We start from the raw sequence: 22,902 nt of genomic DNA on the forward strand, positions 1-22,902 counted from the left end.
CACGGTAAGATGGATTGTGCGCTTGGGGCGTCAGCCGCCGGATGCAGGATCAAGCTGTGTCTGACGGCTCTTGCTGGGGGCTATTTGGCCGTGCCGACACTTGCATTGGCCATGCCTTCAGCGCACGTCGAAGTGTAGCTCTCAATCATTCCCATTTCACGTATTTGCGCCAGTTATGCTGCTCTTTGAAGTCCAACACTTCACGTATTTTTCGGTTGGAAAACAATGCCTCATGCTCGCCCAATTCACGGGTAATTGGCACACCCGGGAAAAACTGTTGAGCTAATTGTTTGCTGGGGATAATCGCACCGTTGTGATCGTTGCCAGCGTTGAAAACCTGATAGCCCAGGCCGTCTTTTTTCAAACATAAATCCACGATCTGCCCCAGGTCACGGGCGTCAATATAACAGAAAGCATTCCGGCGGCGCACTTCAGGATTTTTGAAGTAACCTGGAAAAATTTCAGTGTATTCGTGAGGTTCAATCACATTGCCGATGCGAAGGGCATAAATATCAGCGCCCGAACGTCGCTGGAAGCTGCGGGCTGTTTTCTCATTGACAACCTTCGACAGCCCATAGCTATCCATGGGGTCAACGTCATAGTCTTCCTCCAAAGGCAGCACATGCGGGTCGGTTTTGCCATCTGAAAAGCAGACACCATAAGTGGTCTCCGACGAAGCAATAATGATCTTCTTGATACCAAGCTTCACAGCCGCTTCAATCACATTGTAAGTGCCTATGGTGTTGACCCGAAACGTTTCATTATCGGGGTTGATCAGGATCCTGGGCACGGCTGCAAAATGCACTACGGCATCAAAATTTGGTACGCCATGGCCTGCCTCCAACTCATCCAGCCCGGCATACGAACTCATGGCATTGAACATTTGTCCGGAGTCGGTAATGTCGGCCTTCAGGTTGTCCACCCCTGGGTAGTTCAAAGGCACCAGGTCTACATTCATCACTCTGTGCCCCTGGTTGAGGAGGTAGGGTATCACGTGCTTCCCGGCCTTTCCTGATCCCCCGGTAAAAAATATCCGTTTTTTTGTCATCCATGCTGTTGTTTAAGGAGTGAAAGCAACTTACGCACTGATGGAAATAAAGCCAAAATGTGAAGGGGGAAAAAGCCCGGGCGACGCAGCGGGAGGTGTCGGTATGGCAGCGGTGGATTGTGTGCTCGGAGCCGTCAGCCGCCGGATGAAGGAATCGATCAGTGTCTGATGGCTCTTGCTTGGGGGCTATTTGGCCGTGCCGACACCTGCGTTAGTGTGCTCAGTCTGGGGGGAGTGAAGACCTCAGTAGAACAAGCTTTGTTTGGGAGCTGGCGGACGCCAGACTAGTTTGAGCCACAAGCCTGCGCGGCTGGGAGAGACGCTTGCGGCATGAACTTATTCTGAAAGCCCTCCATACTGGGCTTTCAGAAATAGCTAGATCACTTCTCCGCCACGGGCTCGCCTTCCCCTTTCAAATACTTATCCAAAAACACCAGCACCTGGCCGTAGCCCTCAATCTCGTTTTCCTTTTTGCGGAAGCCATGGCCTTCGTCGTCGAAGACCACATATTCGACCGGTACACCATTGGCTTTTACACCTTCAACTATTTCGTCAGATTCTACTGGCAGCACCCGCACGTCGTTGGCGCCCTGCAGCACCATGAGGGGCTTGGTTACCCTCTCGGTGTGGAAGAGAGGCGAGATCTCATACAGTCGTACTGAGTCGGCCGTATAAGGGTCGCCCATTTCGTCGTACAGCGACTTGCGGAAGCTTTCCCAATAGGGAGGGATGGACTTCAGCGTTCGCAGCCAGTTGGTCACACCAAACAGGTTTACACCCACATTGAATTCTTCAGGCGCAAACGTCAGCGCTGCCATTACCATGTAGCCGCCGTAGGAGCCACCAATGATGCCCACCTTATCCATGTCAATCACCCCAGTTGACTCCAGGTAAGTTTTCCCAGCCACGCAGTCTTTCAGGTCTTTGTCGCCATGATTTTGGTCGTCCATATGGTAGAAGGTTTTGCCATAGCCGCTGCTGCCCCGGTTGTTCACCGCCAGTATCGCATAGCCATGGTTCACCAGGTATTGGATCAAAGCAAAGTAGCTCAGCCTGGTTTGTCCGCCCGGGCCGCCGTGCACCCATACGAGCGCAGGTACTTTCTCGCCGGGAGCGGCATTTTTAGGCTGGTAGTAAATGCCCGGAATCTCTGTGCCATCAAACGACTTGAAGCGCACCACCTTGCCCTCTACCAGGTCGCTGGCAGCCATTTCAGGGTTGAGCGTGTCGGTGAGCTTGGTCAGGGCATTCGTTTCGAAGTTGTACACGTAGATATTGCTCGGCGAAGCCGAGGTGCTTACCGTCAGGCGGGCCAGCTTTTCGCTGTCGGAGATGTTTACCGAGGCAATGCTGCCTCCTTCAATGGCCGGAAGGGTCACTTCCTTGCCGGTTGTCATGTCAAAAATATGCACCTTGGTAGAGGCGTCTTCATTCACACCAATCACCCTGTACTTGCCGCTCTGTGACACATAGGCGTACCACACATCCCATTTGTCTTCGTATACTTTTTCGATGGTTCCTGTAGCGAGATTCCTTTTTACCAGATAGACAAACTCAGCACCCTCGTCCGTCAGGTAATAAAGCTCTTTGTTGTCGAGGCTGAAGAACTGTGGGTTGTATTGCACGTCGCCTTCATGCTCGCTGATGTCGGTGGTTTCGCCTGTTGCTTTGTTGTAGAGGTACATTTTGGAGTCGGCGCTGGTGATGGACTCAGTCAATGCGAAATAGTTCTTGTCTGGCGAAATGGCAGCCACGTCCCTGCCGTCGTTGTTTTGGTAAATCACCTCACCAAAACCGGTTTCACTGTCAAGAGAAGCAATCGTGCGCTCATACACGTCCATGTATTTGGCGTCCCGCTTGTTGGAAGCAATGAACATGCTCTGCTTGTCCTGGCTCCATCCGTAAAACGAGCTCTTGGCGCTGTCGTACGGTGTCAGGTCTTTCTGTGTGCCGTCGGGCTGCTGCAGGTAAATGTGGTTGTTTTCGTTACCACCCTGGTCGGCGGTGAAGAGTAGCCGCTCGTCGTTTGGGAAATAGGAGAGCGCAAAGTAAGAATCGACCGTGGAGTTGGTCAGCTGCTTTTTCTCGCCTTTGCCGTCTACCGGGATCTCATAAGCATTGTAAATACCCGTTTCGTTGGTGGAAACAAGCATCTTTGATTCATCTGGCGAGAAGCTGCCGCCGCTCACATTGATGTTTTTGTAGAACTGTTCGATGGAATAGGTTTTCACAGCCACCTTCTCGGGAGTCTGTTCGCACCCGAAAAACAGGCCAAATGCCATTGCTGGCAGGATAAGTCTTTTCATAAGAATGGTAAATTTTGGTAATTAGGTAGGTATAAAGATAGGGGAAAAGTGGGAGATGGAAGTGGCCCACCTGCGCTAAAACTTCGGCGGGCGAGGAAGACGGGAGGAAGAGGACCCGGCGTCGGTCGGCTAGTAGGCTTGTGGCGTTTGGGCCGTTAGCCGCCGGAAGGAAGGAGAGTAGCCCACCTTCGCTGTGCATTCTTGGTGTCTTTGTGCCTTTGTGGCGGTGACGTTGTGAGTTTGAGCTGGGGCGGTTAGTCGTCGGTTTTTGGAGAGTCAGGGTTTATTGCTACCTAACCGGTGTCTGACGGTACTTGCATGGTGGCTATTGGGCCGGGCTGACACCTTAGTTAGCTCAAAGTGAAGCGTTTGCTGGGGTGAACAACTATTTGGAAATCCTCAATTATGGCACAGCATTTTGTGCTAACTTTCGTATAAGGAACCATGTACGTTGCCAAAGCAGTGGATCGACACATGCCACAATTCATTCTATGGACAATTTCATTTTTGTAAAAACGGGTAAATCCTTTGTCAAAATAGACAGCAACGACCTGGTAGTCATTAAAGGTCTGGGAAATTACGTGCAACTGCAAACCGCAGACCACCAGAAGCATACCGTTTACAAGTCACTGAAGGGGGTAATAGAGAAGCTGCCCGACGACTTTATGCGGGTGCACAATTCCTACATCGTCAATATCAGGCATATCGATAAGGTTGAAGACAATCACGTATTCGTTGGCGGACAGAAGATTTCTGTCAGTACCAATTACAGGCAATGCTTACTTGAGAGGATTGAGCAACATCAGTTGTAAGCACATAAGCAGGCGCCACATCCGAATAGTAAATACCAAAGGTCGAATAGTTTAGTTGAAGTAGTCATTGAGTCTTTTCATTTTCGTCTCAAAAAGATGAAAGGACTTCAAATTTTAGTGGTGATTCTGGCACTTGCGTCTGTAGCCAGCCATGGACAAACACCGATCACTTACCCGCTCAAAGAAGACGTAGCAACTATCGAGGGATTGATGAAAGCTTCCTACGAGGTGGTGTCAGGAGAAGCTGGTCAACCAAGGCAGTGGGAGCGGGATCGGTCGCTTCATCATCCGAAGGCGGTTTATAGCTTTCCTGTGAAAGGCACAAATGAGCAGCTCACAATGACCCTCAAAGAGTTTCATGGAGAAACTGACGACTTGGTGACCTCCTCAGGGTTTTATGAATATGAAATCGACCGTCGGGTACAAAGGTTTGGTAACATGGCTCATGTTTGGAGTGCCTACGAAACCCGCACGGAAAAAGACGGCCCGGTGGTGGCCAGAGGAATCAACAGCGTGCAGCTGTATTTTGACGGTCAGAGGTGGTGGATCGTGTCGTGGGTGTTTGACAGAGAAAGGCCGGATAACCCTTTGCCAGGGAAGCTTTAAGTAACTGGTTGACTGCGGGGTTGGCTACCTGGACTTAGGTTTGTACCAGCAGTTCGAATTCACCAATGTGTCTTTCCTCGCCGTTCACAATCAGCGACACCTTGTGCAGGCCTGAGTAGAATGTTCGTGTGGTAATGGGGCGAAAGCTGTGCTTTTTTAGCATATCAACCTGACCATTGCCAGCGATTTTCCGTTCGCTTATTTTGAATACTTTTTTGGAGTGATGGCCGTTTTTCAGCAGATAATAGATGGCGTACTCCAGACGGAGTGTTTGCTCGCTGGGCGTTATATTTGTGAGGGTAAATGAGAATTCGAGGCCACCACCAACGCTTACTTGAGGTGAATGAATCTCCAAAGCTTCAAGGTCAAAGACAGGCGTACTTGAAATTCCGAACAACTCCAGCACTTCCGTATTTCCCTGTTTCAACAATGTGCGGCATCCATGTTTCACTATAGCGTCGGTGTCTTTGTTTTTGCCTTTCCATTTTTTGGCGATGGCGATCACCAGCCCGGGATTGTCTTTTGCTATGTCGTTCAGGTTGTTGGCGACGCTGCGCCGCACAAACTCGGAAGGGTCATGTTTGAGGTTCTCGAGGATGGGAAGTATGGCCGACGGATTTTTCTTTAGTTCAGGCAATGCCATGGCCCAGGGTAGCCTTGGCCGGCAGCCTTCACTGGCCAGCCGCCTTACCCGATTATCCTGGTGCAGGCTCCAGGCAAGCATTTGATCCATCATTTTGTCGCCATATTTAACAATGAACGGCCGCACTGCAAATTCGCAGCTGGCGAATTGAGTCACCAACTCCATCAGTTTTGTTGACGTGTCGAAGTCGTCGATGCCGTAGGTTTCGATGTAGTCGGCAAGGAACATATATTCAAACGACATAGTTGAAGGGTGCTTGACGAGGAGTTTTTCGACAGTGCGCCCGATAATTTTTGCTGTCTCCTGAAAGTTTTTCGGCAGAACCTCGTGAAGGGCAAACGTGATGTGCTTCATCCTTTGTTTGAGTTCTTTACCACCCCATTCTTCGTCATGGATCAAGCCGAAGAACCGGGCCTTTGGAAATGAGGGGAATACCTGGCTTATGATCTCTGTGAATTCGTTGGTGAATTTTTCTGAGTAAAGATATTTAAGGGGTGTAGCCATTGCTTCAAGGTTGTCTGTCGGCACCAAAAGTATCTACAGCTGCTGACAACTGTATGTCAGTAAAAGTTCTCAATCCAGAAAATATGTCGGGCCGTCTGTACTGTATTTATCGCCCCACCTTAGCATAAGCACGCACTGGAAATGTGCCCATGCCTTTGATCTTTGGAGGCACGGCATAGAAGGTGTAGCCAAAGGCTGGCAACATGTCGAGGTTGCACATGTGCTCTACAATGAGGATGTCGGCACCAAGGAGTGTCGAGTGCGCTGGGCGGCTTTTGCCCCTGGTGTCGTCGATGTTGTGGCTATCGATGCCCACCAGTTTCACGCTGCATTCCCTGAGGTATTCTGCTGCTTCTTTGGTGAGGTAAGGATGGTCGGTGAAATAGGCTTCTGTGTTCCAGTTGGTGGCCCATCCGGAGTGCACCAGCACAGCCTTGTTCCTGATCTCTTTGTTTTTGAAAAAGTCGATACCAATTTCCATCACGCCCCTTGCCTCTATAGTAATGCCGTCCAATCCGGTAAACGCAGTGAGTGGTACTTCCGATAAATCCATGCCTTCTTCAAAGAAATGAAATGGGCAGTCGATATAAGTGCCTGTGTTGGCTACCATGTCGATGCGCCCAATTTGTACCGTAGCACCTTTGTCGTAAATCTCCTTTGATTGTTCTCTGCTCAGGTAGTCGCAAATGACAGGGGCGGGCAGGCCTTTGTAGGTCACCAGGCCATCAAAAACAGTATGGCTGAGGTCGATGAGCTCTTCTCCTTGTGCAAGTGAGATAGGAGACCGCTTGTGCTCTTCGGCGAGGTAGCGTTTGTTGATGATCTTCACTTTGCCTACCATCAGCAGGCGCATGTCCCACACGATGTAGTCGGCTAAATCCTGATCAGAGATGGACTCACCGCCGATGTCAAGCCGAAATTCCTGACCTTGTATGCCACCACCGTTGGTGAAACTGATATCAAAATCAAATATTACTCTTTTGGACATGGCTGATTGGTTTGTCAACCGAATATAACGAAACCAAATCAGAAGAGTTGAAGACGACGAAAAAGTATCTGCTTAGTAACCCTAGTTGAGTCTCAGGTTTTTCGAAATTCGTTCGAAAAGATCGTTGGGGTTGAACGGTTTTGTGATAAAATCATTCATTCCTGCCTTCATGGCCTCGTCCTTCACTTCCAATACGGCGGAAGCGGTCAGGGCTATGATGGGGATTAGCTGGTATTTTTCTTCCGGAAGCGCACGAATCTCCACTGTAGTCTGATAGCCATTTTTTATAGGCATCTGTATATCCATCAGAATCAAATCGAAGTGATGCGATTTCAGCAACTCAAGCGCTGAATCGCCATCGTCAGCTATTTGTACGTCGCATTCCCAGTTTGACAGAAACCTGCTCGCTACATACTGATTCACTTTGTTGTCTTCCACCAGCAGCAAAGATGTTCCTTTCAGGCTTTTTCGTTTGGCAGTGAATGGTTCGGCAATGGTGCTTGTCTGGCTTTCGGCTTTTTTGAAGGGCAAATGAAACGTGAAAACAGACCCGACTCCTTCTTCGGAGGTGACTGTGATCGATCCTTTTTGCAACTCAAGAAGCTGTTTAGTGATGGTCAAGCCAAGACCGGTGCCGCCGTGCTTTCTGGTGGTGTAAGATTCTGACTGTGAGAAGCTTTCGAAGATCATGTCCAGCTTGTCGGTAGGTATGCCAATGCCGGTATCGCTGATGCTGAACGTGATGTCGACATGATCGCCCTTGTCTTCCTTCATTGATGCGTCTATTTTTATAGAGCCCTTTTCGGTGAACTTCAGAGAATTGCCAACCAGATTCACAAGGATTTGGTTAAGCCTCCCCGGATCGCCAATTACACAGCGAGGCATGTTCTTATCCCAGTTAAGCTTGAGAAAAATCTCTTTTTCGTCGGCTTTGTACTGGTAGGCTTGTTTGATGCTGTTTACAAGTTCAAACAGGTCGAATTCCTCCGCTTCAAACTCAATTTTGCCAGATTCTATTTTGCTGAAATCAAGTATGTCGTTGATGAGCGTGAGTAAATGTTCGCCTGAAAATTTTAGCGTGCTTACGTACGTCCTTTGATCTTCCGTAAGGTTGTCTTCCAGCAAAAGAAGGTTAGTCATTCCGATGACAGCGTTCATAGGTGTTCTTATCTCGTGACTCATTGTAGATAAAAACTGCGCTTTTGCCATGCTGGCCTCTTCTGCTTTTTCCTTGGCATCTATCAGCTCCTGCTCAGCCTTCTTGCGAAGGGTGATGTCTCTAATGATGACAATGTATGTTTGATTTTCTTCTGTATTAAAGGGGCTCACCGATATCTCGCAAGGTACTTTTTCACCCCTTTCCACCTCTATATAGACAAGAAACTGAACCTGGTCACTTTTCTCAAAAGCGTCGATAAACTGTGGTAAATTCTCGAAGTCACTTAAAAGAGAGACAAAGCAAGTGCCCTTGAGCTCATTTTCCTCTTTCATGACGATCTTTTGTGCTGACTTGTTGACGCCCAAAATCCGTCCCAAAGTGTCAATGGAGATAACCCCATCCACTACACTGTTGACAATGGCCGATAGATAGGCTTCGCTTTTCTCTTGATTCCTTTTATTGAGATCGAGCATTTCTTCCGACATCAATTTGATTGATCGATCTCTGAACATCAGATCGTTCTCAAAATTGGAGTAGCTGTCACTCACTGCGGCGAGTAGCTGCTCCTGAAACTCTTCCGGAGATTCGCTGCGTCGCTGAATTTTCTTTATTTGCCTTTCAAGTATGCTGTGTCTCATTTCTCAGTGATCAAAGTGATGGTCATAGTTTGGTTGTGCAGCTCGCACAGTCCGGTTTTCACGTTTGACGAGATTTCGCCATAGGAATAGAAACCTATTTGTTTAGTGTTTGTGTTAAAAACAGACTGCACTGTTTCTACTTCCTCCTCAATTCGATGGCCTAGCACCAGCTTCCTGCCAACACAACTAATGAGGATAGCCAGGCTCTCACCATTTTCGTCGTCTCCGTTTTGTGATTCAGTGATGCTGGCGGCTTCGTTGGCACCATCGATCAAACGATCGAAGTTGGACATCATGAGCTTTGCCATGTAACCCTCCGGAATGTCGCCAGCAAATGTCATACTCTTGTCTTCTTCGCTCACAGCCAGTATTGTTCGAACAATGCCTTCCTCCTCTGAGTGGGCTGGTCTTATCATCAGCGGGAAAAGTAGCGCACTCGATGGTAGCTCTTCTGCTTTTTCGCCCAGGTATTTTTTATATAAATCTAGGGCTGGCTTTCCGTCCAGCTCATAAAGGATGTTGGATTTGGATTTGGTTACCAGCCTGTCTGGCCCGAAGGGATCCCAACCACCCACTGACCCCTGGCCAATGTGAATGTGGTTTCCATAGAACCCAACGGCAGCAATTTGTCCAGGCAGAGCGTAATCATTGCAGGCAACAAGGGTACGGCCAAAATCAGCACCATCGCCCGACAAACCACCCGATATGATGACATCTTTCGGCAGCTGATTGCCAATACCTTTTATTAAATCGGTTCCGTTGACAGCAAGCCCGTCCGATAATACAAATATGGACTTGAGTCCTTGCTTATTGAGTGTTTTTCCCAGCTTTTCCCCTACGTTATACGATTGTTCACTATTGTCAATAAACTCATAGGCAACATCGAGAGTGGTCTTGTCGAACCTTATGGCTGTGGCGACCACGTTTCCGTCAAGAACTTCGTCCTCGATTATTTCACCTGCTGTGCTACAACCAAGAATATGGGCTTTGGGAAATTTGTCTTTTAACCTGGTATATACTTTTGGTTGAGCGATTAATTTGGTGGCGCCAAAGAAAAAAACGAGCTGAGCGTCAATGTTTTCGTTGGTGTCGTAATTCTCCCAGGAATCATTCTTCCAGATTAATTGTGTGGCTTGCATGTAGCTTGTGGTTATTGGACCATACAAAGAAACAGCACAGTGCCCTCGTTTTGGGATTATTTAGAAGTTTGGAACGTTTCGTAGGATTAAATTACTGGTTTACCCGTTTTTCGGGATGACTCGTCGTAGCGCTCGAAGAGGAGCCCAAGTCATAAATTGGGCTCCTTTTTATAAAATCACCCTGGTTTTCGTAGTGGTTCGTTGCTTACTTTTCTAAATTGGTTTTGGTTGATGACACCTGATTATAGATTATGGACAACACTTTCGATGCGATTGTGATCGGCTCGGGGATTTCCGGTGGCTGGGCCGCCAAAGAGCTCTGCGATAAAGGACTTAAAACCCTGGTGCTGGAAAGAGGCAGAGACGTGGTACACAACAAAGACTACCCCACTGCCAACCTACGACCCTGGGAGTTGGAGCACAGGGGAGCGATCACTAAAAAATACAGAGACGACAACCCGCTGATCAGTAAAGCCGCTGGGTTTGGAGAAGATACAAAACACTTTTTTATTGAGGACAAAGACCATCCTTATGTACAGGAAAAGCCGTTTGACTGGATCCGTGGCTATCAGGTGGGAGGGAAGTCGATTATTTGGGGACGGGCTACCCAGCGCTGGAGTAAGTACGAATTCACGGCTCCTGAGCAACAAGGCTATGGCATGAACTGGCCGATAGGCTACGATGACGTAGCACCATGGTATGCTCATGTGGAGAAGTTTATGGGCGTGTGTGGTACGAAAGATGGCATCGAGGCCATGCCAGACGGTGAGTTTCTTCCCCCCTTCCAGTTCAACTGCGTGGAGCAGCACATGAGCGACAAAATCAAAGAGCACTTCCCTGACCGGCACATGGTGCATGCCCGATGGGCTCACATTACGGAGCCGCAGGAGATTCATTTGCAGCAAGGCAGAGGCAAGTGCCAGGCGAGAAACCTGTGCATGAGAGGCTGTCCTTTTGGTGGCTACTTCAGTTCGGTTTCTTCCACGCTACCGTGGGCGGATAAAACGGGCAACATGACCATCAGGCCATTTTCGGTCGTTCACTCCATTATTTACGATGAAGAAACAGATAAAGCCAGTGGCGTGCGGGTCATCGACGCCAATACCAAAGAGATTACTGATTTCAAAGCCAGGATCATCTTCCTGAACGCTTCTGCGCTCAATAGTACCCTGATCATGCTCAATTCCAAATCGGATCGTTTTCCAAATGGCCTTGGAAATAACCATGACCTGCTCGGTAGATATGTGGCATTTCACAACTACAGGGGTTGGGCAAGCGGAGAAGTGGAAGGGTTTGAAGACAAGTACTACTATGGACGGAACCCAACTGAGCCCATTATTGCCAACTTCAGAAACCTTGGAGAAAGAGACACGGACTTTGTGGGTGGGTACACTATCTTTTCCGGGGCATGGAGAGACAGGGGTGTACACTTCAAACAGCCTGCCATAGGTGCAGCTTACAAGCTGTCGCAAACGGAGCTTGGTGGCTGGCATGTGTACATGTATATGCAGGGAGAGACGATTCCGAAAGCTGAGAACCATGTGAGACTGAGCGCTATAGAGAAGGATCAGTGGGGGATACCGCTATTGGTGACATCGGTAGGATATGACGCCAACGACGAAAAAATGCTCAACGACTTTCTCACACAGGCAAAGCTAATGATGGAAAAAGCTGGCGTAAAGAACATAGCGACAGACGATAGCAAGCAAGCCCCGGGCCTCGACATCCATGAAATGGGCGGTGCCCGCATGGGGACGGATCCAACCAACTCTATGTTGAACAAATGGAACCAGGTGCACCAGTGTAAGAATGTGTTTGTAACCGACGGAGCCTGCATGACCAGCACGGGCAACCAGAGCCCGTCGATATTGTACATGGCGCTAACGGCCAGAGCAGCGAATTATGCTGCTGAGGAGTTTAAGAAAGGAAATCTGTAAACCGAGAGCGATGAACAGAAGAGAAGCCATATCAGCCACCGCACTACTTATGGGGGGAACCATGGTAGGTGCACAGGCATTTTTAACCGGGTGCAAGCAACAGGCTCCAAAGGAGGGACTGTTTAGTGCCGACGACCTTGCCTTGCTGGATGAGGTTGGCGAAACCATACTGCCGACAACGGAGGGCTCTGCGGGTGCCAAAGCCGCTAAAATTGGTGAGTTTATGAAGGTGATAGTTACTGACTGCTATAGGGAAGAAGAGCAAAAGGTATTTACAGAGGGAATGGTTAAACTGAACAAGGCAAGCCAGCAAATGCAAGGAGACGACTTTATGGTTATTAGCTCAGAGAAGAGAGAGTTATTGCTTGTTGCCCTTTTGGAGCAAGCGGAAAAGTACAATGAAAGCAAGGGTGAGAGCGAACTGGTTCACTATTTTACCATGATGCATCAGCTTACCAATTGGGGCTATTTTTCCTCAGAGCCGGGAGCCACGCAGGCGCTGAGGTATATTGCCGTGCCGGGAAGATGGGAGGGATGTGTGCCTTATGCGAAAGGTGATAGGGCTTGGGCTTAGGAAATGGCGAGAAAGAAACCTAATTGCTTTTGGCGACATCGTGCTACTCGTTGTCTTTTAGGTTATCGAAAACCGTGAGAACTCTTACAGTATTGTCATCTATTTGATATACTACCGAATTATGCTTCGAAATCACTGCACGCCTAATTTCAGGGACAGAAGGGGATGATGGGTAGGCGTACGGGAATTTCTTTACAATTGATTCAAATTTCTTTAAATCTTGGATAAACAAGTTAACCTCTTTTTCTGTCCATTTAATCCTGATAAAGTCTTTTATTTCCTCAATTCTGTTTGAGGATTCCAGCGACCAGATCACCACTTTGATCTCATCCATGCTTCTTCCAGAAATCTTCGCTACTTAAGATCCGGCCTTCTTTATGATCTTCTTGTCCTCGAGTAATAGACGCCTTTTGCTTATCGGTCAGGCTTTTATACCAGTCTCCATTTTCCGAAGATTTCTTGATTGCACTAATTGCTTCAAGCAACTCCTGATCGTCGAGTTGTATAATCCATTCAACTAATTGACTTTTGGTACTTGCAGTCATTTGTTAGTGTTTAAGTTAAAGATAACGAAAATGACCGAAATAATAAGTTCGTTCTTAATTGGATTTACCTTTTCTGACACTTAAAGTTTGATCAAATAACTATACTCGTCAATCATTTCGTGCTCTTTACTGAAGCTGGCGCCCTGCAATTCAAAGAAGCTGCAGCAATTTTCAGAAACACCTTTGTATACAATCGTACAAATCACGGTTCCGGCGTCGCCAAGCTGTAGTTCAAACTCAGTGGATCCGTCTGCACTTTTCCAGCCTATTTCATCGGACACGATTTGGTTGTCTACAATCAAAAAATCCACATCCTGACCGGTATCCGTGGCTTTTAATTTGATATCGGCCGTGCTGATCGTTCCATTTTCTATCAGATTAGCGCCGGTTTCCAAATCCACAATCTCCAGTGTAAACCTCATTGGTGGACTCGTGCATTCTGACTTACAGCCGCAGGAGTAACAGAAACACAGGACAGCAGCAATTGAAAAGATGGTTTTCATGGTGTTGAAATAGTTGCTCAAATATACAAACCAAGACTTGCTAAAGTGGCCTGGCTTCTACTCCTTCAAAAGTAATCTTTACAGGCTTGATGGTGCCGTCCTCACTGAACTCCAGTTTGTCGATGCAGGTAACTCTGTGATCCCGTCCTTCGTTCGGGATGGGACGACGGTGATACACAATATACCATTCGTCGGTGTTGGGGGCGTTCATTATAGAATGATGACCTGAACCCGTTGCCACCTCCGGGTCTTGGGACAGGATGGTGCCGATTCTTTCAAATGGTCCAAAGAGGGAGTCGGAAATGGCATAAGCCACCTGGTAGGTTTCGTCTCCCCAGTTGCCCTCACTCCACATGAAGTAGTACTTCCCGTTTCTGATGGCAAAAGTGGGGCCTTCCACATAGCCTTCCGGGGTAATTTCTTTCACCAGATCACCATCCTCAAAGGGTACTAATGCTGTAAAGTCATCGTTGAGCTGGCCGATATTGCAGTGACGCCAGCCGCCGTAAACGATGTAATATTTGCCATCCATGGCTTTGAAAACATACTGGTCGATGGGTTGCGCACCGTTGTAGAACTGGTCAATCAGCGGCTTGCCCAGGTAGTCGGCAAAAGGCCCGGCGGGACTGTCGGCCACACCAATGCCAATGCCACCTTGCTGTTTGGCTGCATCGGGGTTGTCTTTCCAGTAGGGGCCATCCTGATTTTGAATGTCGTTGGCGGCGAAGAAAAGAAAGTACCTCCCGTCTTTTTCAATGGCCGAGGGAGCCCACATTGCCCGATTGGCCCATTTCACGATGCTGGTGTCAATAATACTCTCATGTTTTGTCCAGGTGACGAGGTCTTTTGATGAAAAGGCATCGAGGAATACCTGCTCCTCATATTTGGCTGAGAACGTTGGGTAAATCCAGTACTCATCGCCAAACACCACACCTTCCGGATCGGCGTACCAACCTTCCCAAAGGGGATTACCCGATAAGGCCTTCTCTTCTGTTTGACTGGTTTTAGTGTTTTGCTGACACCCGGATAGGGCAAGTAGCAACCCTGCAAAAGCAAATGCTTTATTCATTGTAAAAGACTTGATGAACGAAAAAGTGAAGAAAGTGAGAGAATGCTAGAACTCAAAGAAGGGAGGCTCGATTCCTTTCAGCCTTAGATAAACAATAGCCTCAGCCCGGTGGTGGGAAGTGTGAGCAAATGCCCGGAGAAGCAAATCCCTTCCAGTGTGTTCTCTCCAATAGTTTTCATCTATGATGCCCTTTCTATCCAGATCTGCTAATGATATTTTTTCGATCACAGAAGTGCAATAGTCAAAGTTCTCTTCAACGTAGGCCCTGGCCATCGCTTTGGTGATTTCTTTGGGTTCCGGCATGGCTTGCTTCCCCTCGAAGGGGGCTATGTAAAAAGAGTTCCAGAAGGCCATGTGCGTCAGCTGTTTGCCAAAGCCCATTTGCTCGGCGGTGGGCGCATAGTTGAAATGCTCTTCTGGCATTTTGTCAAGCACTTTCAGTGTATAGCCTTTGCTGGTTTCCCAGCGGGGAAGGAAGTCGGATGTGAAATCAGCTGTGTGACTTCTGCTCCAAGTGGCTAGAGGCAAGACTGTGAGCAGTCCTGTTCCAGCAGCTATTTTGGTGAGAGATTCTTTTCGGTTCATCGTGAAAAAGGATTTACCGAAGATAAGGTTTTTGGGTTAGAGGTCAATTTGTGAATCCGCTGAACCTGTTTTGTCATCTTTTTTGCTGGGAAAGGCAAAAATGTCGCCAAAACTACCTGCTGCATTGGTCGGCGTGGGTTGAAGCCCACGCCTGTAATGTAGCGCCCGATGGGGCTCTGGTGCTGAAATCTGATAATTACGGCTCCAGTTTAGTCTACCACTTAGCTGCAAGTGCTGTAATAAAATCACTGTCTTAGCATCCTTGATTTCGCCGGCTTTGATCATTTCAAGGGCCTTAGCGAATGGCACTTCCAGCACATCAATGTATTCTTGTTCATCCACGCCGCCACCGTCGCTTACTTTCTGATCTTTGGTATACGCTGCAATGAAGAAATACAGGATCTCGGTGACCGATCCGGGACTCATGTAAAGCTCAAACACTTTCTCCGGTTTGCTGATCTTGTAACCCGTTTCTTCCTTTGTTTCCCTGCGAATACACTCTTCCGGGCTATCGGCGTTTATCCTTTGGGGTTTTCCCAGTTGTGGGAAGCAAGTCAGGTTGAAAGTTGTTCTCCGATACCATATGCCGCCCTGTCAAGGGAGCTGTTGCCAGCAAGCCCTCTCCGCTATTAGTGATTGTTTTCTATTCATCGGTAGATGATTTTAGACTAATATATTTATATTCAGGCTCTAATGAAATTGAAGGCTATGAAAGACATGATTCGTATAAAGATAGTGGTAGTTATCGTAGCTATTTTTCAGATTGGTTGTGCGCAAGAGGAAAGGCAGTTTTCCATCAGCGGCACTATTTCAAACTATCCGAATGAGTTTGCTTTTTTTGTTCGGGACACTGTCGGATACGGGCTATCGACGGTCATTGACACGCTCAGAATCAATGAAAAAGGTGAATTTGCCATTACTATTGGTAGGTTAAATATTAATTCCCTCCTGGTTTTTGATGGTAAGAAGCAACTAAGAGTTACCATACCAAAGGCACTGACAAAGCCTGTTAATTTCACTATCGACTATTTGAAACGAGATTCAATAGCAGTTACAGGAGAACAGGCCGATTTTGTGAGGTTCTACATAGATCAACGAAAGTACTGGATAGATATTGATCGGGAAATGGCAGCCAAATTTCCGGAGTTCGCATCCAATGACCTTAGAAGTTCAATCTATCACGCTGTTCAAGACACAATTACCGAGCTGCGAATTCAATACCTTGATGATTACTTTAAGGATTCGCACCTTCCGAATCAGGAAAATTTTATTTCTCTGGAGCGAAGTGACTTAATGTATACGGCCATGCATTTTCGAATGAGTGGTCAGCCAGATGATATAGTAAAGCAATTCAGGTTTTATCAAGAACCGGACGAAAGCCAAAAGACACAAATGATTTATTCAGACCAGGTGGATCTGTCGGACACGAGTGCTTTTGCAGCCCTGTACTATAGGGAATTTGCAAACTTCTTTATTCCCGCCGTCGTTCGGTTTGAAAACCCCGACATTTATTTCTCTCCCAAGAATAATCTCGAAAAGGGAATGGAAATTATTGATCGATACTACATCAGCCCAGAGGCAAGTCGTCTACAAAAAATTATCTATGTGAATGACCTTATGGTCAAAGCTCAAAGGCAAAAGGGAGAAGTAGACGTTTCCAGGTTTCAAAAAGCCATCCAGGAATTGGCGGGAGATGGCTCACAGGACGTTTACATCTACGTTCTCCAGAGTAACCTCTTGCAATTGGCTGAGGTAGCTTCAAAGTTTTCAAAAGGAGCCCCTGCTCCAAATTTTAGACTTAGCAACGTTGATGGGGCTCACCTTGAATTGGCAGATTTTAAAAATAAAACGATACTTATTGACGTGTGGGCAAGCTGGTGTGGTCCGTGTTTTTCCTCGTTCCCCAAGTGGAATAGCATGGTGGAAAAATACTTAGAAAGCGATAGCATTGAATTCTTGTCAGTATCAATAGATGAAGACCAAAGTAAGTGGATCGATGCGCTGGGAAAACGTGACTTACGAGGAATGGCGTTATATGCCTGCGCTGACGGCTTCAAAAGTCCATTTGCCAGGGACTACCAAATAAGTGCTATACCACAATATATTTCAATTGATGGACAGGGTAATATCCTAGCCGTAACGCCATTTATAGAAGACTTTAAGAAAATACTAGATGGGCGTTGATCACACTAATTTGTTATCGACAGTTCTAATCAAGATGCTACTAATTTCACAGCCATCAATTGCCTCACAAAATTGCCAAAAAAGCTAATTGAAATGACCACCTAGTTGTAGGTGCTGAAGCAAGATCACGGTCTTGGCATCTTTGATCTCGCCGGTTTTGATCATTTCAAGGGCTTTAGAGAAGGGCACTTCAAGCACATCAATGTCCTCGTGTTCATCCACGCCACCGCCGTCACTTACTTTTTGTTCTTTGGTGTACGCTGCAATAAAGAAGTAAAGGATTTCGGTGACGGAGCCGGGGCTCATGTATAGCTCAAACACTTTTTCGGGCTTGCTGATCTTGTAACCCGTTTCTTCCTCGGTTTCCCTGCGAATACACTCTTCCGGGCTATCGGCATCCAGTAAACCTGCGCAAGCTTCAATCAGCATGCCCGTCTCGTTGCCATTCACATAGGTGGGCATGCGAAACTGCCGGGTAAGTATCACCGTTTTTTGCTCGGTGTTGTAAAGCAAAATGGCGGCGCCGTTACCTCTGTCGTAACACTCTCTGGATTGACTGAGCCATTCTCCTTCTTTTCCTTTGATCTGGAAGTCGACCTTGTAAAGCTTGTACCAGTTGCCGGATAGCAGCTCTTTCTTTTCAATTTTAATATTGAGATTGTTCATGTATGATCATTATTCGATCAAAAGTAATCATAAAACAATCAATTTCAATTATTCTCTGCTATCTTTACAAAAAAGAATCTCATGAGTAGCAGGGCACGACAAAAAGGCATACTTGATCAACTGAAAGCGGGCGAGGAGTTGTCGGTGAAGGAACTGGCCGACCTGTTCGAGGCGTCAGATATTACCATACGACGGGACCTGGTCGCCCTTTCAGAAAAGGGACTGCTGGTGCGCACACACGGCGGGGCTATGCTGCCAGAAAGTACGAGTTTCCATCAAAAAGAGTTGAGAAGCAACGCAGCGAAGGCATCCATAGCCAAGCTGGCAGCTTCTTACGTGAAAACTGGAGACGTTATTTTCATGGATTGCGGCAGCACCGTGTTTCAAATGTGCAAACACTTGAGGCGGCTTGAAAAGCTAACCATCATCACCAATTCTCTTCCGGTAGTGACGGAGCTTTTAGGCCAGCCAGGCTTCACGATCAACCTGGTGGGCGGAGAAGTAGATGCAGGAAGGAAGGCCGTGCATGGTAGCATGGCACTTGATCACATCGCCCGATACAAGGCAGACAAAGCCTTTGTGGGCGTCGATGGATTTTCGCTTGCCAATGGACTGAGTGCCAGTGGTGAGAAGGAGGCGTCTATGACGCTGGCTATGGGCAGTCGGGCAAAAGAAACTTACCTTTTGTGTGATGCCACAAAATTGGAGAAGGAAAGCTACCTGAAGTTTGCGCCTCCTGCTTTGTTCGATTTCCTTATCACTGATAAATCGGTAGCTGCTGACCTGGTTGATAAGTACAGAATGGCTGGAATTAGGCTGGTTTGTTGAGAAAATTACTCCACGTACACATTCTCCAGCACTTCCTGTTTTCCGTCGATGTTATCCGGGGTCTTTAGGCCGAGAATTCTGGCAATGAAAGGGTACACGTGTACATTGTCAAAAGCGGGGATCTCCCAACCTTTTTTGATATTAGGGCCTTTGGCATAAAAAATAGCACCCATTTCAGGGGTCACATACGGGTCGAAGCCATGCACGCCCCACGGTGATTCCATCATTGCTTTCGTGGTGTCGGGCGAACCGCTTCGGAAGTAGTGACCTGGCTCAACAACCAACACCAGATCGCCAACTCTGGGGTGCTCTCGGTAATGCCACCTTTCAGGAGTTTCCAATTTGCGGTAAGTGGAGTAGAAAGTTTCATTTTCAGTAAGCTGCTTGAAGAGCTTTTCCCTGGTCAGGCTGTCTTCTTCGTAAACGTGCACAACAGCGCCGCTGCTGGCTATCTGAATACTGTCTTCGGGAGCAAAGAGATTATCCAGATACACGAAAGTTTCGGGAGATTCTTTCATTTCATACATCCCGTGGTCTGAAGTAATAATGATGTCTACTGGCAAATTCAGTGCAGCTATTTTTGTATCGATGAGCCCAAGTAGCCTGTCAGCTTCAAATACGGTTGCTTTCAACTTCTCTGAGTTCGGGCCGGAGTCATGCCCTTCGCTATCCACCAGCGAAAAATACAAAGAAATGAAACGGGGCCTTTCTGCTTCGGGTATCTGAAGCCATTCCACCACTTTTTCAATTCGTTCTTCGTTGGGCACTGCCCCATCATAAATCTCGTAGTAGTCGGGGTAACTGCCAGCCACGGGCGCTTCAGAGCCTACCCAAAAATATGAAGCTGATTTGAGTCCTTGTTGCTGCGCCAGCTGCCAAAGCGGCGTTCCGCCATAGTAGTAGGCATCCTCCACCAGCTCCCTTTTTCCCATGCTGTATTCCACCTTTCTGCCCGGATCGTAGAATGTGTTGTCAACCAATCCATGATGGCCGGGACACAAGCCCGTCACGATGGTGTAGTGGTTAGGGAAAGTTTTGCTGGGAAACGAGGGAGTCATGGATTTTGCAGCCGTGCCCTCTTTGATAAAATCAAGAAAATGCGGAGGCTGGTATTTGGCAACATAGTCATGCCTGAAGCCATCGAAGGAAATGAGGAGGACGTAGGGATCTTGCTTTTTGCCTGGGGTGCAGCTCGCAAAAATGAATGCAAGAGAGGCAAACAGTGAAAAAAAGGCAAGGCGTTTGGACATAGTTGGGTTGGCTTATCGGTGCTTAAAAATAGGGCAAAGGCACCAAAGCAGCGGCGACTTCACAAAAAGATAATGTAAGCAGGTTGTTAAGGCAGGATGTTGTAGGCAGCGGCGAACATGATCACCCGATTGTTGTAGCTTAGCTCTGGTGGGGCACAACCTTCGTAGCAAACGGTTTCGTCGGCCTGGAATCGATAATAGAACTTTCTCCCCAGGATAAGCGATGCGTCCAAAGTAAGCCTCTCGAATATCCTGACGCCTACGCTGGAGGTCATTGGGAAAGCAAGGCGTAGCTGGTTGTTATAGGATACTTCTAGGTTCAGATTCTCAGACTGTTCATTTGGCGACAGATCATCACGGTAGCTTCTCGACGCCTGTTGCACAAAGGATGGCCCGAATCCCCAGCTAATGAAGGGTGTTACTTTGGTCTTGAGTATGTCATAAGATACCCGAATAGGGGCATAAACCCTCGAAACCTTGTAGGTAACTTCTGCGGGACTCGAAGGTGCGCCAACAATTGAATTGGAAACAGCCGACTCATTTGTGTACCGACTGCCAGTTTGAAGAAAGGAAGCCTCGGCTGTGGCTCTTAACCGGTAGGGAAGTTTGTAGCTGGCGAAGATGCCCAAAGCTTTGGCGTTGGTTGGGCTGTAGACTGCCTCTGGGCTGTCGCCGGGAAGCGTTTTGCCCCAGCCGCTGTACCCCAACCCTCCTTTGAACCCGAAACTAAAGTCGGACTGCCCGAAGCAAACAATGCTTTGGGCAGTAAATATTGCAAAGAGGATGAGGCTTTTCATTCGTTGCTACACGTGCTTTGTTAACAAGTTAAGCAATTTTCTGTCAAGTTTTAGTCCGTACCAGTCTTCGTAGTCAACATCCTCTCTACCCGAATTGAGGATGCCGAAGCTGCCTTTGAACTCCCACAGAGCAAAGCCTATCTGGTTGGTGTGCAGGATGTCCATTACGTCGCCAAACCAGGCAAGGAACACGTCGTGTGGCGTTTTGTTGTAGCAGCCACATTCGCCGCAATGCACACCCACGCCCTGGTTTTTCAGTGCAATCCATGGCTCGTAAAACTTCTCGAGCATTTCTCTGCTCAGGTATTGGTCGCCCACCTGGCCGGGCCACTTCACTTCCGGCAGGTTGTCGATGTCCTTCATGGCCCAGGGAGCTTTGTAGTGTGACACTATGCCCGGCGTGTATCCCCGACAGCTTTGAGCGATGTCGAGGTCGGCGATTTCCGGAATGACCGTGCTGCCTGTATTGTTGCCATCGGCAATGATGAGGTGCTTTTTGTTGACGCTTCTGATAGCTTCGGAAGCGGCGATGGCCATTTTGCGGTAGACATCGCCAGGCACCGAACCTCTTTTCGAGTGCTGGTCGTTCATGTCTTCCCGGTTGCTGGGCTCGTTCAGCAGGTCAAAGCTTATTTTCTTTCTCGAGACATTTTTGAACCGGGTGGCCCAAAAGTTCCAGTGAAAGCAGAAGTCGTCCAATGCTTGCTGATCGGTCCATAAATTGTAGGGCTCGTGAAAGCCGGCATTTACACAGTAACCAGGCCCCCTGTGTAGGTTGAGGCTCACATGCAGTTTGTACTTGTGTGCCAGGTACACCAGCTCTTCAATTTTGTCGGTCGCCTCAGTATCTATGTTGCGAACTTCTTCCGGCAGAATGTTTCGGGTGCGGTCGAATTTAAGATAAGAGGGATACGCCATCGGTATTCTCACAAAGTCAAAACCCCAATCGGCCATCCACTTAAAGTATTCTTCTTTGGTGCCTTCCCTTGAGTTTGCCGGGTTAGGTGAAAAGAAGTCGAGAAGGTTGAAGCCTTTCCACTCAGGTAATTTGTTTTTCGAAGCGGGGGCAGCCGAAAGATTGAAAGGGGCATTGGTGGCCAGTAAGGCTGCGGCAGCAGCAAGGCTTGATTTTTTCAAGAAATCACGGCGTTGGAGGGAATCGGGGTTGTTCATAGCGGGTGTTTAATTAAGCTTCAGATTCGATACAGAATAGGTTTCAACTAATATAAATAACTTCGGGTAGAATATGGATCGTTTTTACTCAAAGGGATAATGGAAGGTATAGGCATTGGAAGTATAATATGCTGGAGGCATTGGCTTCCTTTGTACCTCGTTGTCCTTAGCTTAGGAAGCACAAATGCGCAGCAGTCGCAAATAGGTCAAGGAGGCCCAAGGTGCCATGTTTTGGTACTCTACGAAAACAGTGGCCACCACCTTGAGTATACTGATGCAGCCGTTCCCTGGCTGAGGCAGCTAGCGGCAGACAGCTCTTTGGTGATTGACTTCATTACTTCTACTGATGAAATCGACGAAGCTTTTTTGGCTAACTACCAGCTAATTATCCAGCTCGACTATCCGCCTTATGGCTGGAAGGAGGAGGCTGCAGCAGCTTTTGTAGGCTACGTTGAAGACGGCAATGGTGGCTGGATAGGCTTCCATCATGCTACTTTACTCGGTGAGTTTGACGGTTGCCCCATGTGGGGCTGGTTTTCAAACTTCATGGGCGGCATCAGGTATCAAAACTACATAGCCACTTTTGCCGAAGCAGACGTTTGGGTCGAAGCAAAAGAGCATCCGGTGATGAAAGGATTGCCCGGACGATTCCACATTAAAAAAGAAGAGTGGTATACCTACAACCAGAGTCCCCGGCCTAATGTGCAAGTGCTAGCCTCCGTGGATGAAGCCACATATTCACCTGACTCTGAAATCAAAATGGGCGACCACCCTGTGGTGTGGACGAATGAGAAGATGAAAGCAAGAAACGTCTATATTTTCATGGGACACTCACCTCTCTTATTTGACAACAAGGCCTATACCACCATGTTCAGAAATGCTATTTTCTGGGCGGCAGGGAAATGAACAAAAAAAACCGGAAAGCTAAGCTCTCCGGTTTTCTTACTA

At 47.8% G+C, this 22,902-nt stretch carries 24 protein-coding genes; 8 read left to right on the plus strand and 16 right to left on the minus strand.

Features of this window, described 5'->3' with window-relative positions; genetic code table 11:
• Window positions 1-145 precede the first annotated feature (145 nt).
• Window positions 146-1,048, minus strand: a complete 903-nt coding sequence (locus tag ACMVP2_RS19455; protein WP_416864715.1) for an NAD-dependent epimerase/dehydratase family protein — start codon at window positions 1,046-1,048, stop codon at window positions 146-148.
• A gap of 40 nt (window positions 1,049-1,088) precedes the next feature.
• Between ACMVP2_RS19455 and ACMVP2_RS19460 the strand changes: the two genes are divergently transcribed.
• Complete coding sequence (locus ACMVP2_RS19460) at window positions 1,089-1,217, plus strand: hypothetical protein (protein WP_416864716.1); 129 nt, start codon at window positions 1,089-1,091, stop codon at window positions 1,215-1,217.
• 211 nt (window positions 1,218-1,428) lie between these two features.
• Here ACMVP2_RS19460 and ACMVP2_RS19465 read toward each other — a convergent pair whose 3' ends face one another.
• Window positions 1,429-3,354 (minus strand): prolyl oligopeptidase family serine peptidase, encoded by a 1,926-nt coding sequence (locus ACMVP2_RS19465; RefSeq protein WP_416864717.1) that lies wholly within the window; start codon window positions 3,352-3,354, stop codon window positions 1,429-1,431.
• 491 nt (window positions 3,355-3,845) lie between these two features.
• Here ACMVP2_RS19465 and ACMVP2_RS19470 point away from each other — a divergent pair, with 491 nt between their 5' ends.
• Window positions 3,846-4,166, plus strand: coding sequence for a LytR/AlgR family response regulator transcription factor (locus tag ACMVP2_RS19470; RefSeq protein ID WP_416864718.1), 321 nt, complete (start codon window positions 3,846-3,848; stop codon window positions 4,164-4,166).
• Window positions 4,167-4,262: 96 nt separating this feature from the next.
• Window positions 4,263-4,772 (plus strand): hypothetical protein, encoded by a 510-nt coding sequence (locus ACMVP2_RS19475; RefSeq protein WP_416864719.1) that lies wholly within the window; start codon window positions 4,263-4,265, stop codon window positions 4,770-4,772.
• Between the two features lie 34 nt (window positions 4,773-4,806).
• Here the strand turns inward: ACMVP2_RS19475 and ACMVP2_RS19480 are convergent, their stop codons facing one another.
• The 4 genes from ACMVP2_RS19480 to ACMVP2_RS19495 all read right to left on the minus strand — a co-directional run bounded on the left by ACMVP2_RS19480 (window position 4,807) and on the right by ACMVP2_RS19495 (window position 9,843).
• Window positions 4,807-5,919 (minus strand): DNA alkylation repair protein, encoded by a 1,113-nt coding sequence (locus ACMVP2_RS19480; RefSeq protein WP_416864720.1) that lies wholly within the window; start codon window positions 5,917-5,919, stop codon window positions 4,807-4,809.
• Between the two features lie 106 nt (window positions 5,920-6,025).
• Window positions 6,026-6,907: a cyclase family protein gene (locus ACMVP2_RS19485; RefSeq protein WP_416864721.1), complete on the minus strand. Its 882-nt coding sequence runs from the start codon at window positions 6,905-6,907 to the stop codon at window positions 6,026-6,028.
• Window positions 6,908-6,988: 81 nt separating this feature from the next.
• A complete protein-coding gene (locus ACMVP2_RS19490) occupies window positions 6,989-8,704 on the minus strand; it encodes an ATP-binding protein (protein WP_416864722.1) in 1,716 nt (571 codons plus the stop codon).
• Window positions 8,701-9,843, minus strand: coding sequence for an FIST signal transduction protein (locus tag ACMVP2_RS19495; protein WP_416864723.1), 1,143 nt, complete (start codon window positions 9,841-9,843; stop codon window positions 8,701-8,703). Before ACMVP2_RS19495 ends, ACMVP2_RS19490 begins: the two co-directional genes overlap by 4 nt.
• 251 nt (window positions 9,844-10,094) lie before the next feature.
• Here ACMVP2_RS19495 and ACMVP2_RS19500 point away from each other — a divergent pair, with 251 nt between their 5' ends.
• Together ACMVP2_RS19500 and ACMVP2_RS19505 are read left to right on the plus strand one after the other, a co-directional pair.
• Entirely contained in the window at window positions 10,095-11,780 is a 1,686-nt protein-coding gene (locus ACMVP2_RS19500; protein WP_416864724.1) for a GMC oxidoreductase, read from the plus strand.
• 10 nt (window positions 11,781-11,790) lie between these two features.
• Window positions 11,791-12,354: a gluconate 2-dehydrogenase subunit 3 family protein gene (locus tag ACMVP2_RS19505; protein WP_416864725.1), complete on the plus strand. Its 564-nt coding sequence runs from the start codon at window positions 11,791-11,793 to the stop codon at window positions 12,352-12,354.
• Window positions 12,355-12,397: 43 nt separating this feature from the next.
• On the opposite strand, the gene ACMVP2_RS19510 is transcribed toward ACMVP2_RS19505, so the two are convergent.
• The 6 genes from ACMVP2_RS19510 to ACMVP2_RS19535 all read right to left on the minus strand — a co-directional run bounded on the left by ACMVP2_RS19510 (window position 12,398) and on the right by ACMVP2_RS19535 (window position 15,641).
• The gene (locus ACMVP2_RS19510) at window positions 12,398-12,688 is read right to left on the minus strand and encodes a type II toxin-antitoxin system RelE/ParE family toxin (RefSeq protein WP_416864726.1); all 291 of its coding nucleotides are present in this window, start codon (window positions 12,686-12,688) and stop codon (window positions 12,398-12,400) included.
• Entirely contained in the window at window positions 12,681-12,899 is a 219-nt protein-coding gene (locus ACMVP2_RS19515) for a hypothetical protein (protein ID WP_416864727.1), read from the minus strand. The genes ACMVP2_RS19510 and ACMVP2_RS19515 overlap by 8 nt, the downstream gene beginning before the upstream one ends.
• An 80-nt stretch (window positions 12,900-12,979) precedes the next feature.
• Window positions 12,980-13,321, minus strand: a complete 342-nt coding sequence (locus ACMVP2_RS19520) for a hypothetical protein (RefSeq protein ID WP_416864728.1) — start codon at window positions 13,319-13,321, stop codon at window positions 12,980-12,982.
• Between the two features lie 121 nt (window positions 13,322-13,442).
• Window positions 13,443-14,471 carry a glycoside hydrolase family 43 protein gene (locus ACMVP2_RS19525; RefSeq protein WP_416864729.1) on the minus strand — a complete coding sequence of 343 codons (1,029 nt, stop codon included), beginning with the start codon at window positions 14,469-14,471 and terminating at the stop codon, window positions 13,443-13,445.
• 45 nt (window positions 14,472-14,516) lie between these two features.
• Window positions 14,517-15,056 (minus strand): DinB family protein, encoded by a 540-nt coding sequence (locus ACMVP2_RS19530; RefSeq protein WP_416864730.1) that lies wholly within the window; start codon window positions 15,054-15,056, stop codon window positions 14,517-14,519.
• A 36-nt stretch (window positions 15,057-15,092) separates the two neighbouring features.
• Window positions 15,093-15,641: an NUDIX domain-containing protein gene (locus ACMVP2_RS19535; RefSeq protein WP_416868209.1), complete on the minus strand. Its 549-nt coding sequence runs from the start codon at window positions 15,639-15,641 to the stop codon at window positions 15,093-15,095.
• A gap of 108 nt (window positions 15,642-15,749) precedes the next feature.
• On the opposite strand from ACMVP2_RS19535, the gene ACMVP2_RS19540 reads away from it, so the two are divergent.
• Entirely contained in the window at window positions 15,750-17,240 is a 1,491-nt protein-coding gene (locus ACMVP2_RS19540) for a TlpA family protein disulfide reductase (protein ID WP_416864731.1), read from the plus strand.
• 84 nt (window positions 17,241-17,324) lie between these two features.
• On the opposite strand, the gene nudK is transcribed toward ACMVP2_RS19540, so the two are convergent.
• Window positions 17,325-17,906, minus strand: coding sequence for a GDP-mannose pyrophosphatase NudK (nudK, locus tag ACMVP2_RS19545; protein WP_416864732.1), 582 nt, complete (start codon window positions 17,904-17,906; stop codon window positions 17,325-17,327).
• A gap of 81 nt (window positions 17,907-17,987) precedes the next feature.
• On the opposite strand from nudK, the gene ACMVP2_RS19550 reads away from it, so the two are divergent.
• Entirely contained in the window at window positions 17,988-18,734 is a 747-nt protein-coding gene (locus ACMVP2_RS19550; protein ID WP_416864733.1) for a DeoR/GlpR family DNA-binding transcription regulator, read from the plus strand.
• Window positions 18,735-18,739: 5 nt separating this feature from the next.
• On the opposite strand, the gene ACMVP2_RS19555 is transcribed toward ACMVP2_RS19550, so the two are convergent.
• From ACMVP2_RS19555 to ACMVP2_RS19565, 3 genes are all read right to left on the minus strand, one after another.
• On the minus strand, window positions 18,740-19,984 hold the full coding sequence (locus tag ACMVP2_RS19555; protein ID WP_416864734.1) for an ectonucleotide pyrophosphatase/phosphodiesterase: 1,245 nt from the start codon (window positions 19,982-19,984) through the stop codon (window positions 18,740-18,742).
• An 86-nt stretch (window positions 19,985-20,070) separates the two neighbouring features.
• Window positions 20,071-20,781, minus strand: coding sequence for an outer membrane beta-barrel protein (locus ACMVP2_RS19560; protein ID WP_416864735.1), 711 nt, complete (start codon window positions 20,779-20,781; stop codon window positions 20,071-20,073).
• A 6-nt stretch (window positions 20,782-20,787) separates the two neighbouring features.
• Window positions 20,788-21,954: a glycoside hydrolase family 5 protein gene (locus tag ACMVP2_RS19565; protein WP_416864736.1), complete on the minus strand. Its 1,167-nt coding sequence runs from the start codon at window positions 21,952-21,954 to the stop codon at window positions 20,788-20,790.
• Window positions 21,955-22,185: 231 nt separating this feature from the next.
• Between ACMVP2_RS19565 and ACMVP2_RS19570 the strand changes: the two genes are divergently transcribed.
• Window positions 22,186-22,860 carry a ThuA domain-containing protein gene (locus ACMVP2_RS19570; RefSeq protein WP_416864737.1) on the plus strand — a complete coding sequence of 225 codons (675 nt, stop codon included), beginning with the start codon at window positions 22,186-22,188 and terminating at the stop codon, window positions 22,858-22,860.
• Window positions 22,861-22,902 lie beyond the last annotated feature (42 nt).

It is taken from the genome of Imperialibacter sp., assembly GCF_048007035.1.
GTDB lineage: Bacteria > Bacteroidota > Bacteroidia > Cytophagales > Cyclobacteriaceae > Imperialibacter.